Annotated in this window: 14 protein-coding genes; 12 read left to right on the forward strand and 2 right to left on the reverse strand. The window is 27.5% G+C overall.

Annotated elements, in window-relative coordinates:
* The first annotated feature begins 86 nt into the window (after positions 1-86).
* The 12 genes from CPEL_RS03620 to mrdA all read left to right on the forward strand — a co-directional run bounded on the left by CPEL_RS03620 (position 87) and on the right by mrdA (position 10,792).
* The gene (locus CPEL_RS03620; protein ID WP_044598642.1) at positions 87-917 is read left to right on the forward strand and encodes an NAD(+)/NADH kinase; all 831 of its coding nucleotides are present in this window, start codon (positions 87-89) and stop codon (positions 915-917) included.
* Positions 917-2,431, forward strand: coding sequence for an AAA family ATPase (locus CPEL_RS03625; RefSeq protein WP_044598643.1), 1,515 nt, complete (start codon positions 917-919; stop codon positions 2,429-2,431). The genes CPEL_RS03620 and CPEL_RS03625 overlap by 1 nt, the downstream gene beginning before the upstream one ends.
* A 71-nt stretch (positions 2,432-2,502) precedes the next feature.
* A complete protein-coding gene (gene cbrR, locus CPEL_RS03630; protein WP_044598644.1) occupies positions 2,503-3,747 on the forward strand; it encodes a bile resistance response regulator CbrR in 1,245 nt (414 codons plus the stop codon).
* Positions 3,738-4,535, forward strand: coding sequence for a TatD family hydrolase (locus tag CPEL_RS03635; protein ID WP_044598645.1), 798 nt, complete (start codon positions 3,738-3,740; stop codon positions 4,533-4,535). The genes cbrR and CPEL_RS03635 overlap by 10 nt, the downstream gene beginning before the upstream one ends.
* Positions 4,535-5,686: a membrane-bound lytic murein transglycosylase D gene (locus CPEL_RS03640; RefSeq protein ID WP_044598646.1), complete on the forward strand. Its 1,152-nt coding sequence runs from the start codon at positions 4,535-4,537 to the stop codon at positions 5,684-5,686. The genes CPEL_RS03635 and CPEL_RS03640 overlap by 1 nt, the downstream gene beginning before the upstream one ends.
* A gap of 40 nt (positions 5,687-5,726) precedes the next feature.
* On the forward strand, positions 5,727-6,461 hold the full coding sequence (locus tag CPEL_RS03645) for a septal ring lytic transglycosylase RlpA family protein (protein WP_148308799.1): 735 nt from the start codon (positions 5,727-5,729) through the stop codon (positions 6,459-6,461).
* 2 nt (positions 6,462-6,463) lie between these two features.
* On the forward strand, positions 6,464-6,952 hold the full coding sequence (locus CPEL_RS03650; protein WP_044598647.1) for a 3-deoxy-D-manno-octulosonate 8-phosphate phosphatase, YrbI family: 489 nt from the start codon (positions 6,464-6,466) through the stop codon (positions 6,950-6,952).
* Positions 6,943-7,449 carry an LptA/OstA family protein gene (locus CPEL_RS03655; RefSeq protein ID WP_044598648.1) on the forward strand — a complete coding sequence of 169 codons (507 nt, stop codon included), beginning with the start codon at positions 6,943-6,945 and terminating at the stop codon, positions 7,447-7,449. The genes CPEL_RS03650 and CPEL_RS03655 overlap by 10 nt, the downstream gene beginning before the upstream one ends.
* Complete coding sequence (locus tag CPEL_RS03660; protein WP_044598649.1) at positions 7,431-7,889, forward strand: LptA/OstA family protein; 459 nt, start codon at positions 7,431-7,433, stop codon at positions 7,887-7,889. Before CPEL_RS03655 ends, CPEL_RS03660 begins: the two co-directional genes overlap by 19 nt.
* Positions 7,886-8,485: a ribosome biogenesis GTP-binding protein YihA/YsxC gene (gene yihA / locus CPEL_RS03665; protein ID WP_044598650.1), complete on the forward strand. Its 600-nt coding sequence runs from the start codon at positions 7,886-7,888 to the stop codon at positions 8,483-8,485. The genes CPEL_RS03660 and yihA overlap by 4 nt, the downstream gene beginning before the upstream one ends.
* Entirely contained in the window at positions 8,475-8,972 is a 498-nt protein-coding gene (locus tag CPEL_RS03670; RefSeq protein WP_044598651.1) for a hypothetical protein, read from the forward strand. Before yihA ends, CPEL_RS03670 begins: the two co-directional genes overlap by 11 nt.
* Complete coding sequence (gene mrdA / locus CPEL_RS03675) at positions 8,969-10,792, forward strand: penicillin-binding protein 2 (RefSeq protein ID WP_044598652.1); 1,824 nt, start codon at positions 8,969-8,971, stop codon at positions 10,790-10,792. Before CPEL_RS03670 ends, mrdA begins: the two co-directional genes overlap by 4 nt.
* Here the strand turns inward: mrdA and queA are convergent.
* Entirely contained in the window at positions 10,789-11,817 is a 1,029-nt protein-coding gene (gene queA, locus CPEL_RS03680; RefSeq protein ID WP_084083560.1) for a tRNA preQ1(34) S-adenosylmethionine ribosyltransferase-isomerase QueA, read from the reverse strand. The two genes, mrdA and queA, sit on opposite strands and share 4 nt — an antisense overlap.
* A complete protein-coding gene (tatC, locus tag CPEL_RS03685) occupies positions 11,804-12,544 on the reverse strand; it encodes a twin-arginine translocase subunit TatC (protein ID WP_044598653.1) in 741 nt (246 codons plus the stop codon). Before tatC ends, queA begins: the two co-directional genes overlap by 14 nt.
* Position 12,545 lies beyond the last annotated feature (1 nt).

The following is a 12,545-nucleotide window of genomic DNA, read 5'->3' on the forward strand; positions in this document are numbered from 1 at the left end:
ATTTTTCCTTCGCTTAAAATTTTGTTTAATTTTGTTATTATAGTATTTTATTCTTTTGCTTAGCTAAGTTTTGTTATAATTTTTATATGAAAAAGCAAATAAATATAGAAAAAATTCAAAAAATTGGTCTATTTTGTAGAAAAAATACAAATTTAAATGAGCAAATACAAGCATTAAATTTAGTTTTTTTACGCAAAAATATAGAACTTATTATTTTAGAACAAGAAAAAATTAACACCCAAAAACTACAAGATTTGGATTTTTTGATTTCATTAGGTGGAGATGGAACTCTTTTATCTTTATGCAGGCAAGTTTATCAAATCAAAAAGCCTATTTTGGGTATTAATGCTGGAAATTTAGGTTTTTTAACAGCTCTTTCCTTCAATGAAGTAGAAAATTTTTTTAATGATTTTTTTAAAGGTTTTTTTAAAATAGAACAAGCAAAAATGCTTCAAATTATTTTGACTAAAAAAAATAAAATTATAAAAAAATATGCATTTAATGATGCGGTTTTTTCTCGTGATAATGCCTTAATGGCAAATGTGGAGGTATTTTTTGAAAATAAACTTTTTAATGCTTATTATGGAGATGGTTTAATCATAGCTAGTTCAAGTGGTTCTACTGCTTATAATATTAGTGCAGGTGGTCCTATAATACATCCTTTAAGTGAAATTTTTGTTTTAACTCCTGTTTGTTCGCATTCTTTAACTCAAAGACCTATAGTCTTACCATATGGCTTTAATCTTGAATTGAAAGTAGAAAATTGCTTGCTATATTTGGATGGGCAGGAAGTGATTGATCCAAAAGAATATGATAAAATTCTCATAGGACTTAGTAAAAAAGAATTAAGTTTCATCCATAAAAAAGATAGAGATTATTTTCAAGTTTTAAAAGAAAAATTAAACTGGGGTAAATAATGATAGAAAGTATTTTAATTAAAGATAATCTAGGATTTAAGCAAGCAAAATTAGATCTAGAAGCTGGACTTACCGTTTTTAGTGGGCTTAGTGGAGCTGGAAAATCCGTGCTTTTTAAGGCTATTTTATCTGCCTTTGCATTGAGTGAGAGTGAGGCTAAGATGGTTGAAATTTTACTTAATGATAAACTTGATTTAGATGAATTTGGTATAGAAAATGAAGAAATAAATGCATTTAAACTTTTAAAAGATAAAAGCACGCGTTATTTTATAAATAACCAATTTATCTCAAAGAAAAATTTAGCTTTGCTTTCTAAGAAGTTTGTAAAATACCTTTCAGCAAAAGAAAATAATGAATTTTCAAATGAAAGATTTTTAAATTTACTTGATTTTATGCAAACAAAAGAGGATAAAAATTTTCAATCTTTTAAAAACGAATTTAAAAATATATATAAAGAATTTGTAGAAAATAAAAAGAAATTAGAAAAAATTCAAGAGGAAGAAAAAAAAGTTGAAGAATTAAAAGAATTTACAAATTTTGAAATACAAAAAATTCAAAATATAAATCCAAAAATTGGTGAATTTGAGGAATTAATGAGTCTTAAAAAAAGACTTTCTAAAAAAGATAAAATTGAAGCAGCATGGAATAGGGCAAGTAAAATTTTTGAGTTAGAATCAGCTGTGATTGATGCATTGCAAATTAGCGAAGCTGATAGTTCTTTTTTTTCAGAATGTTTAAACGAGTTAAGAGTGATTTGGGAAAATCAAAATTTTGATGATATTGATTTTGATATAGAAGAGGTTCTTGATAGAATTGAAAAGCTTTCTTCTTTAATCACAAAATATGGAAGTATTGAAGATACCTTAGAAATTTTAGAAAAGAAAAAAACAGAACTAGCCCATTATGAAAATTTAAGTTTTGAAAAAAAAGAATTACAAGAAAAAGTTCAAAGTGCTAAAAAAAAATTAGATGAAAAAAGTGAAAAATTAAGTAGTTTGCGTAAAAATAAACTAAAAGAGTTGGAAAAATTGCTAAATGTTTATCTTCAAAAACTCTATATGAAAGAAATAAAATTAGAGCTTAAAGAGTGTGAATTAAATATTTTAGGCAAAGATGAAATTAGCTTAAATATTAATGAAGCAAATTTAAAAAATTTAAGCTCAGGAGAGATAAATCGTTTAAGACTTTCTTTTATTGCTACTGAATGCAATGTGATTAATAAAGCTAGCGGAATTATATTTTTAGATGAAATTGATGCTAATTTAAGTGGTAAAGAAGCTATGAGTATAGCTGAAGTTTTAAAAGAACTTGCTAAGTTTTATCAAATTTTTGCAATCTCGCATTTACCACAGCTTTCATCAAAAGCTAATAATCATTTTTTGGTAGAAAAAATTGCTAATGAAAGTAGAGTGAGAAAAATAGAAAAAGAAGAAAGAGTAAAAGAATTAGCTAGGATGGTAAGCGGGGAAAATATCACGCAAGAAGCATTAGAATTTACTAGAACTTTACTTTAAAACAAAAAATAAACAACTATATGATATAATTATCGTTTTAAAATTTCAAAAAAAGTAAAAGTGAGTTGAATATGGAAGAAAAAATTTTAATTATCGATGATAATAAAATGCTAACTAAACTTTTAGCAAAAAAAGTAGAAAATACTTTAGGTTTAAAAGTAGATGTAGCTTTTGATATGAATAGTGCCAAAGAATTAGTTAAAAATAATTATTTTATGGCTTTTGTTGATCTTTGCTTGCCAGATGCACCAGATGGTGAGGTTGTGGATGTGGTATTGGAAAAAAATATTCCTGCTATTGTATTAACAGGAAGTAGTGATGGGCAAACACGTAAAAAATTTATGGAAAAAGACATCATACACTATATCCAAAAAGATAGTGAAGATTGTATTGATGAGATGTTAAATTCTATTAGAATGCTGCAAAAAAATTATAAAACAAAAATTATTTTAGCCATAGCAAATGTAACTTTGCGTGCAGAAATGAAGAAAAATTTAAACAACCAGCTTTTTAATGTTTTAGCTGCAGCACATGGAGAAGAAGCATTAAATTATTTAAGTGATCACCCAGATACTAAGTTGGTAATTTGCGATGCAACTATGCCAGTTATCAATGGAGAGGATTTGCTTGTAGAAATTCGCTCGAAATATTCTAAAATAGAACTTGGCGTAATTATGGTTGGTGATAAAGATGATGCATTGGAAGCTAGAGCATTTAGAAAAGGGGTTAATGATTATGTAATTAGGCCTTTTCAAAAAGAATCATTAAATTGTAGAGTAAATAATTGCTTAGATTATATGCAAAAATGCGTATTGCTAAATGAATATAGTTTAGATAAAGATTTATTAACTGGACTTGATGATTATTCTACTTTTGAGAGAAGATTTTTGGACTATTTAGAGGATATGCAAGAAAATGAAGAAATGGCTTTAGCTTTGATCGATATAGATAATTTAGCCACAATTAATTATGAAATAAGTTATGATTGTGGTGATGGGATTATTAAACATACAGCTAAAAAAATTAAAGATCAAATTCGTGGTATGGATTTAGCTACTAAAATCGAAGATGGAAAATTTTATGTAATGTTAAAAAATACTAGTAATAAGGAAGCTTTAAAAGTATTTTCTAATATAAGAGTAAGTATTGCTAAAGAAAGTGCATTGATTGCTTTAGATGAAGTAGATTATAGTGTTTCTATAGGTGTTGCATTTGGTGAAAAAGGTAGTAAGGTTGAAGAACTATACAATAAGACTCAAAATGCTTTGGATTTAGCTAAAGCAAATGGAAGAAATAGGGTAGAGGTATGTTTTTAGATTGTGATTTTGATGAAAAAATCATAGATACACATTGTCATTTAGATCATCAAGCATATTTTGGTTATTTAGATGAAATGTTAAAACATGCTTTTGCTAGTGGGGTGGATAAAATCATCATTCCTGGGGCTGATATTAATGATTTGCCACGAGCAAGAGAGATTGCACATGCGTATGAGAATGTGTATTTTGCTTGTGGGGTACATCCTTATGATATAGATGATTTTAATTTGGATGTTTTAAAAGAATTTATTAATGATAAAAAATGTGTAGCTGTAGGAGAATGTGGGCTTGATTATTATCGTTTGAAAAGTGATGATTTACATATAAAAAATAAACAAAAAGAAATTTTTATAGCCCAAATTGAACTTGCTATAGAATATAAAAAACCTTTAATTGTTCATGTTCGTGATGCTAATGAGGATAGTTTTTGGATTTTAAAAAAATATGCCAAAGATTTACAAGGTGGTGTTTTGCATTGTTTTAATGCAAGTGAGCTTTTACTTGAGTTAGCAAATAGTGGTTTTTATTTTGGCATAGGTGGGGTGCTAACTTTTAAAAATGCGAAAAAATTAGTAGAAATTTTACCTAAAATTCCAAAAGACAAACTTGTTTTAGAAACAGATGGACCTTACTTAACTCCAGAACCACATCGTGGCAAGGTAAATGATCCTATATTAACGCATTTTGTAGTTCAAAAAATAGCTACACTTTTAAATTTGTCTAAGAATGAAGTAATCAAACTTACTAATTTTAATGCTAATCGTTTATTTTTTCAAGGTATATAATGAAAAAAGTTTTTTTATTTTTTATATTAATAATATTATGTTTAAATGCCAAGGCCTTACAATTTACCCCAGAACATTATACTCAGCAAGCTCAAATTTTAAGAAATTTAGATATTAACCCAAGCTATTTAAGCGATATGGTTTTTTTAGAATTTAAAGAATCTTCTATAAATATACACTCTAGAACCTTAGTTGATACCATGAGAGAATTTTATAAAATTACTCCAATTATTCGTAAAATTTTAGAGAAAGAAAATATCCCACAAGAGTTTTTATATTTGGCTATTGTTGAATCTGGCTTAAAAACACATAGTATATCTAAAACTAAAGCAGTAGGTGTATGGCAATTTATGAAACCAACTGCTCAAACTTTAGGTTTAAGGGTTGATCCATATGTAGATGAAAGAAAGGATTTAGTTAAATCAACCTATGCAGCCATTGCTTATTTAAAACAGCTAAAAGAGCAATTTGGAAAATGGTATTTAGCTATATTAGCTTATAATTGTGGAGATGGTAAATTAAGACAAGCTATTAAAAAAGCAAAAAGTGATGATTTAAAAATATTGCTTGATCCAAATGAAAAATATTTACCATTAGAAACTAGAGTGTTTATTAGAAAAATTTTAACTATGGCTTTTTTAGCAAATAATAACGATTTTTTGATTTCACAAGATAGTGCTTTACTTAATTATGCTCTATCAAGTGAAGTTAAAAAAATACCAATTCCTGCAAGTGTTTCTTTAAAAGATATTGCTAAAATAGCTAAGATGTCTTATAGTGAGTTTAAACGCTATAATCCGCATTTTAATTATGATTTTACTCCACCTGATAAGAAAGATTATTATATGTATATTCCATTAAGCAAGAGTGTAGCTTTTGAAGCAGCTTTAGCTAATGCAAAATTAGCTAAAGTTGATACTACCATACCTTATACAAAAATATACATAGTTAAACAAGGAGATAGTTTATATACTATTGCAAGAAAACACAAAATTAGCGTAGAAAGTATAAAAGAATATAATAAAATTAAAGGAAACTTAATTAATATCAACCAAAAATTAGTTTTAAAAATTAAGGAGAATAAGAATGAAAAAATTACAACCACTCAAAAAATGTCAAAAACCACTCATACAAAAGTCGTTAGTCGTTAGTTGTATAGGTGTTTTATTTAGTGCTTGTAGTGTTGTTCCTATGAGCTCACCAACCGTGTATTATCCAGAAAGAGATTTTAAAAGTGTAAAACATAACAATACGGGCTTAAAAGGCACAATGAAGCCATATACTATTAATGGTAAAACATACTATCCAACCGTGGTAGAAGTAGGTGAAACAGCCGATGGAATAGCTAGTTGGTATGGCCCTGGTTTTCATGGTAAAAAAACATCAAATGGAGAAACATATAATCAAAATGCCTATACAGCAGCTCATAAAACTTTACCTATGAATACTATAGTTAAGGTTACTAATTTAAAAAATTATCGTCAAACAACGGTTAGAATCAATGATAGAGGACCTTTTGTTGCGGGCAGGATTATTGATTTATCTAATGTTGCAGCAAGAGATATAGATATGATTCATTCTGGAATAGCACCTGTTAGACTTGAAGTTATTGGTTTTGGAACTAGTGCAAATTCAGGCTCAGTTCATACTAATTCAAATTTAGGTAGTAGTGGAGCTATAGTTGATAGTGGACACATCTTTGAAGGTGGTAATTTTATGGTGCAAATTGGTGCATTTAGAAATAAAAGCGGTGCAGATTTAATCGCGAATAGATATAAAAAATATAATTCTTACACTTCAACTATACAAACAAGCGCTAAAGATGGTTTGCATAGAGTATTTTTAAAAGGCTTTAGAAGTGAGCAAGAAGCAAGAGATTTTGCTGATAGTGGTGCATTTCCAGGAGCATTTATAGTAAGAGAGTAAATATGATAGAACTTATTTTTTTAGATGTAGATGGTTGTTTAACAGATGGTAAAATCATCTACACTCAAAATTATGGTGAAATAAAAGAATTTAATGTAAAAGATGGTGCAGCTATTGAAGCTTGGCAAAAACTTGGAAAAAAGGTTGCTATAATCACAGGAAGAACAAGCGAGTGTGTTTATTTTAGAGCTAGAGATTTAAAAATTGATTTAGTTTATCAAGGAATTAGCGATAAACTAACTTGTGCAAAAGAAATTTTGGAAAAATTAAATTTAGATTTTTCACAATGTGCTGCTATTGGGGATTATTATAATGATATGAAATTACTTGAAGCAGTTGGATATAGTTTTAAACCAAAAGATGCACATAAGGCTTTAAAAACTGATAAAGTTTTAAACCGAAAAGGTGGCAATGGTGCAGTGAGTGAAATGATAGAAATTTTAATCGAGCACAATAATATGCAAGCACAATGGGATAAACTTTGGCAATAAGAATTTTTGCTATTTTGATGAGTTTATTTGCCTTTGTTATGGTAATTTTAAGCACTCAAGATCCTTATCTTTTTACCATTAAACCTCAAAAAGTTGATGTTGCAAATATGCAAGCTTTTGATGTTTTAGATTATGAATTAAATGCAAGTAGCACTAAAGCAAGTTATCAAGCTAGTCGTTGGGTGAAGTATCAAGATAAGGATATATTTAATGATTTTAAAGTAGAAGGGGTTGATTATAATTTAAGTTCTAATTTATTAATTAGAAATGAAAAAATGTCTATTTTGGAAGGAAATGTTACTTATATAGATCAAAATCAAACTACTATTTTAACTCAAAAGGCTATTTATGATATGCAAAAAAAATTTTTATTTTCTAAAAATCAATTTAGAGCTTATATTGGTTTAAATGAGATATTTGGGGATAATTTTTTATATGATATAAATCAAAAACAATTAAAAATTCAAGGAATTAAAGCATGGTTTTTAGAACAATAATAATTTTATGTTTATTGAAAGTATTTACTATGGCAGCGCAAAAAATTGAAGTGCATGCTAAAGATTTTTATTTGGATGAAAAAAACCAAATAAGCGTTTTAAGTGGTGATGTTGAAGTAAAAAAAGCTAAAGATGTGTTAAATTCTCAAAAATTAGTTATTTATATGAAAAATAAACAACCAATAAAATATGTGGCTACTAAAGATGCTAAATTTAAGATAATTATGAATGATAAAATTTATCATGGTAGTGGTGATGAATTTGTATATGAAGTTAAAAAAGATATCTATGAGATTAATGGTAATGCAAAAATTATAGAACTTCAAACTAATAAGCAACTTTTTGGAGATAAAATAATTGTTGATAGAAAAAACATGACTTATAGGGTTGTAAGTAAAGATAAAAAACCCGCAAAATTTGTATTTGAAGTGAAAGAATGATAACGAATGCTAAATTTTTAACATCGGCTTCTCAAATTGATAATGCTCCTGATTTAGCTCTTACAGAGATCGCTTTTTTAGGTAGATCTAATGTTGGAAAGAGTTCTTTGATTAATACACTTTGTAAAAATAAAAATTTAGCAAAAAGTTCTTCAACTCCAGGAAAAACACAATTAATTAATTTTTTTGAGGTAGATTGTAAGTATAATGAGGATAAATTTAAGGTTATTTTTGTTGATTTACCTGGATTTGGTTATGCAAAAGTAAGCAAAAAAACAAAAGAAATTTGGAATAAAAATTTAGATGAATTTTTAAGAGAAAGAAGTAGTATAAAACTCTTTGTTCATTTAATTGATGCTAGGCATTATCAATTAGATATTGACTTAAATTTGGATGAGTATTTAAATTCTTTTTTGAGAGCTGATCAAAAAAAGATTATCGTATTTACTAAAAGCGATAAATTAAATCAAAGTCAAAAAGCAAAACTTTTAAACACTTATAAAGATGCGATTTTAGTTTCAAATTTAAAAAAACAAGGAATTGATAAATTAGAAAATAAAATTATTTTAGAAAGTTTAGGCATAAATGAAAACTAAAAATCTTACAAAAAATAGATTTGATTTTTCTTATTTGTTTTTTTACTTATCTTTGATTTTTTATCAAGTTTTATCTTCTGTTTATTACTGGCTTCCACCTTTGTTTGGCATTTTTTTTTGCTATATGATTATTCTTTTAAAAGAAAAAGAAAAAACCTTAAATAAGCTTGATTTTAGATGGTATTTTTCTTTATTTTATATACTTTTTATAGATATTATCCATGGATTTTATCTCTTTAGCTCTTGGATAGCTTTTTTTGTTTTTTACCATGTATTTGCAGATTGGTTTAGTAATAAACTAAAATTCGGTGATTATTTGCTGATGATTTATACTTTGTGTGCTTATGTTTTTATATATATATTTGATGTTTTTTTGGCTTATTTGGATAATTCTGCAATTATAAAATTTGGCATAGAATATTTATGGTTTATTGCTTTTGAGGCTGTGTTTGGTTTTGTTATTTTTAAAGGAAGAGTCAAGCTATGAGAATGCGTTTGGTAATGGGATTTATAGCTTGTTTTTTTATACTTTTATTAGCTAGGGTTTATTATATTAGTATTAAATCAAATGTATATTATGAAGAAATTGCAAAACAAAATGCAATAAAAACCCAACTAATAGCCCCAGTTCGCGGGCAAATTTTAGATATAAAAGGAAAACCTTTAGCTGTTAATAAATTAGGTTTTTCCATTTCTATTAAGCCTTATTTGTATATTAAAAAGAAAAATAGAAATATTTTAGAACAAGAATTACAAACCATAGTACATTATTTTCCTGATTTAAACATAACAAAACTTAAAAAAACATATATAAAATCTGATTCTTATTATAATCAAGATTATATAGAAGTTGTTCCTTTTATTGAATATGATGCTATGATTAAGTATTTTACCATTCTTAATTTAAGAGAAAATATGCAAGTTAAGTCAACAACTCAACGATACTATCCTTATGATTCTTTAGCAAGTCATGTTATAGGCTATGTTGGCAAGGCAAATTTAAATGATATGAATGAAAATGAAATAGCAAGACTTACTAGTTATGTTGGTCGCAGTGGTATTGAGCGATACTATAATAGTATTTTACAAGGAAACAAAGGTGAAAAAATAAGCAAAGTCAATGCTTTAAATAAAGAAATAGAAGAGTTATCTTACAAAAAACCACAAACGCATAATATTACCTTAACTATTGATCTACAATTGCAAGAGTTTATTACTCAAATTTTTAAAGATTTAGCTGGTGCTGCTATTATTATGGATGTCAACAATGGTGCTATATTGGCTGCTGGAAGCTTTCCTGAATATAATTTAAATCCTTTTGTTACTGGAATTTCTCAAGAGGAATGGGATAAACTTTCTAATGACTTAAATCATCCATTTACTAATAAATTAATCAATGGTCTTTATCCACCTGGTTCAGTGATTAAAATGGGAACTGCTTTAGCTTTTTTAGATAGTGGAAAATTTGATGAACATCGTAAATTTTTATGCGATTCTAATTTTGAACTTGGGGGTAGGAAATTTAGATGTTGGAAGGTTACAGGTCATGGCTATATGGATATGAATGATGCGATTAGAGAAAGTTGTGATGTGTATTTTTATAAAGGTGCTTTAGAGGTTGGTATTGATATTATTAGTTCTGTTTTTGAAAGAATGGGTTTTGGTTTTAAAACCGGAGTTGATTTGCCTAATGAATTTATAGGAACAGTTCCTAATAAAGCATGGAAAAAACAAAAATATAATCAACCATGGTATCAAGGTGAAACTTTAAATACTAGCATAGGACAAGGTGATTTTTTGGTTACTCCAATGCAAGTAGCTAAATTTACGGCTATGATAGCAACGGCTAAAAATATTACCCCGCATTTTATAGAAAGTATTGATGATAATATAACTAAGCTAAATTTTGAAAATAATGAAAGTATTTTTACTACTTTTGAATTAGCAAAACTGCCATTATTAAGGCGTTCTATGTATGAAGTAGCTAATGAGCAAGGAGGAACAACTGCTAGATATTTAAAAAATTCTCCTATAACTATAGCTGCTAAGACAGGAACAGCACAAGTGGTTGGAATTTCTCAAAGTGAAAAAAAGCGTATAAAAGAGGAAGATTTAGAATATTTTTTAAGATCACATGCTTGGATTACTTCATATGCTCCTTATGAAAAACCTCAATATGTAGTAGTAGTTTTAATCGAACATGGAAAAAGTGGTAGTAGCACTGGTGGGCCTATATTAGCTAAAATTTATGAAAAGCTAATAGATTTAGGTTATATTGATAAAAAATATATTAAGAAAAAAAATTAGATAATTAACATTCCATCACCATATGAGTAAAAACGATAGTTATTTTTTATGGCTTCATGGTAAAGCTCTAAAGTTTTTTCTCTACCTATAAAGGAGGCTACGAGCATAATTAAAGTTGATTTTGGTAAGTGAAAATTCGTAAGTAAATAATCAATTCTTTGTGGAGTATTTTGTGGATGTAAAAATAAATCACAAAAACCTTCGTTTCTTTTTTGTCTAAAATAATACTCTATACATCTAGTCACGGTTGTTCCTATGGCTAGTATTTTTTTAGAAGAATCAATCAAAGTGCAAGTTTTATCATCAATATAAAAAAATTCTGAATGCATTTTATGTTCGCGTATGTCTTCACACTCTACACCTTTAAAAGTTCCCGCACCTACATGTAGTGTTATAGTATAAATATCATGATTTTCTTTAAGTTTTTTTATCATTGTTTCATCAAAATGTAAACTTGCAGTAGGTGCGGCTACTGCTCCTTGATTTTTGGCAAAAATACTTTGATAGTTTATATTATCTTGTTCTTCATCGGCTCTTTTGATGTATGGTGGCAAAGGAACATGGCCTATTTTTTCTAAAATTTCAAAAACTTCATGATGGTTTAATTTTTTTTCATTAATGAAAAATTCTACCTCTCTTGTGCCATCATTGCGTAATTTTTTAATTTTAGCTTTTAAAGAATTATCAAAATACAATTCTTGGTCTTCTTTAACTTTACCACGAATTTGAACTAAAAAATCATTATTTTTTAAAGGGTGGTTAATGAAAAGCTCTATTTTATTACCATTTTCTTTTTTTCCATAAATTCTTGCTTTAATTACTTTAGTATCGTTAAAAACGATAACACAAGGTGGTAAAATTTTAACTAAGTCCTTAAAGTGTAAATGCGAAATTTGATCTTTATATCTTTCATAAACTAAAAGTTTGGCATTTTCTTTAGGTAAGATAGGAAAATTTGCTATAAGATTATTTGGTAAGTTATAATCATAACTAGAAAGCAAAAGATCTTTATTAGTCATTTTCATCATTTTCTTTTTGGCTAGGATTGACTTTTTTTGCTATATAAATAGAAATTCCATAAAGTCCGCACAAAGGCACGGCCATTAAAAATTGAGAAATGATATCAGGTGGAGTCATCATTGCAGAAAAGACAAAAATCACTAAAACTGAAACTCTAAAATGTTTTTTTAAAAAGCTATCATCAATAAGCCCAAGCTTAGCAAAGAAAAAGGTTATAACAGGCATTTCAAACGCTAAGCCAAAAGCAATTACAAGTTTGGTAAAAAATCCTACATATAAACCTATGCTAATTAAAGGTTTAAAATCTTGAGTTTGCACCCCAAAATCAATCAAAAATTTAAAAGCTAAAGGTATGACTATATAATAACAAAACAAAGCTCCAAGAGCAAACATAATACTAGCAAAACTTACAAAAGGCACTACTAGTTTTTTTTCATTATCATAAAGTCCAGGTGCTACAAATTTCCAAAATTGCCAAAAAATAACTGGCAAAGAAATCAAAAAAGCTGTAAAAAATGAAACCTTCATCGCAGTAAATAAAGGCTCTTGTAGCTCAACGAAGGTCATTTGTTTTGAAATTTCAGGTAAGGCTGCTTCCACTGGAGCTTTTAGTACATCTATAATATAATTGTTAAAGCTAAAACATACAAAAAACATTACAATAACACAAGCAACACTTATAAATAATCTTTTTCTAAGTTCTACTAAATGGGGTTTTAATTCTTCAAACATT

It is taken from the genome of Campylobacter peloridis LMG 23910, from assembly GCF_000816785.1.
GTDB classification, from domain to species: Bacteria; Campylobacterota; Campylobacteria; order Campylobacterales; family Campylobacteraceae; genus Campylobacter_D; species Campylobacter_D peloridis.

Coding starts and splice junctions, on each gene's coding strand:
- CPEL_RS03650 (WP_044598647.1), top strand. CDS start 6,464: ATGATAGAACTTATTTTTTTAGATGTAGATGGTTGTTTAACAGATGGT.
- mrdA (WP_044598652.1), top strand. CDS start 8,969: ATGAGAATGCGTTTGGTAATGGGATTTATAGCTTGTTTTTTTATACTT.
- cbrR (WP_044598644.1), top strand. CDS start 2,503: ATGGAAGAAAAAATTTTAATTATCGATGATAATAAAATGCTAACTAAA.
- tatC (WP_044598653.1), bottom strand. CDS start 12,544: ATGTTTGAAGAATTAAAACCCCATTTAGTAGAACTTAGAAAAAGATTA.
- CPEL_RS03670 (WP_044598651.1), top strand. CDS start 8,475: ATGAAAACTAAAAATCTTACAAAAAATAGATTTGATTTTTCTTATTTG.
- queA (WP_084083560.1), bottom strand. CDS start 11,817: ATGAAAATGACTAATAAAGATCTTTTGCTTTCTAGTTATGATTATAAC.
- CPEL_RS03640 (WP_044598646.1), top strand. CDS start 4,535: ATGAAAAAAGTTTTTTTATTTTTTATATTAATAATATTATGTTTAAAT.
- CPEL_RS03660 (WP_044598649.1), top strand. CDS start 7,431: ATGGTTTTTAGAACAATAATAATTTTATGTTTATTGAAAGTATTTACT.
- CPEL_RS03620 (WP_044598642.1), top strand. CDS start 87: ATGAAAAAGCAAATAAATATAGAAAAAATTCAAAAAATTGGTCTATTT.
- CPEL_RS03635 (WP_044598645.1), top strand. CDS start 3,738: ATGTTTTTAGATTGTGATTTTGATGAAAAAATCATAGATACACATTGT.
- yihA (WP_044598650.1), top strand. CDS start 7,886: ATGATAACGAATGCTAAATTTTTAACATCGGCTTCTCAAATTGATAAT.
- CPEL_RS03645 (WP_148308799.1), top strand. CDS start 5,727: ATGAGCTCACCAACCGTGTATTATCCAGAAAGAGATTTTAAAAGTGTA.
- CPEL_RS03625 (WP_044598643.1), top strand. CDS start 917: ATGATAGAAAGTATTTTAATTAAAGATAATCTAGGATTTAAGCAAGCA.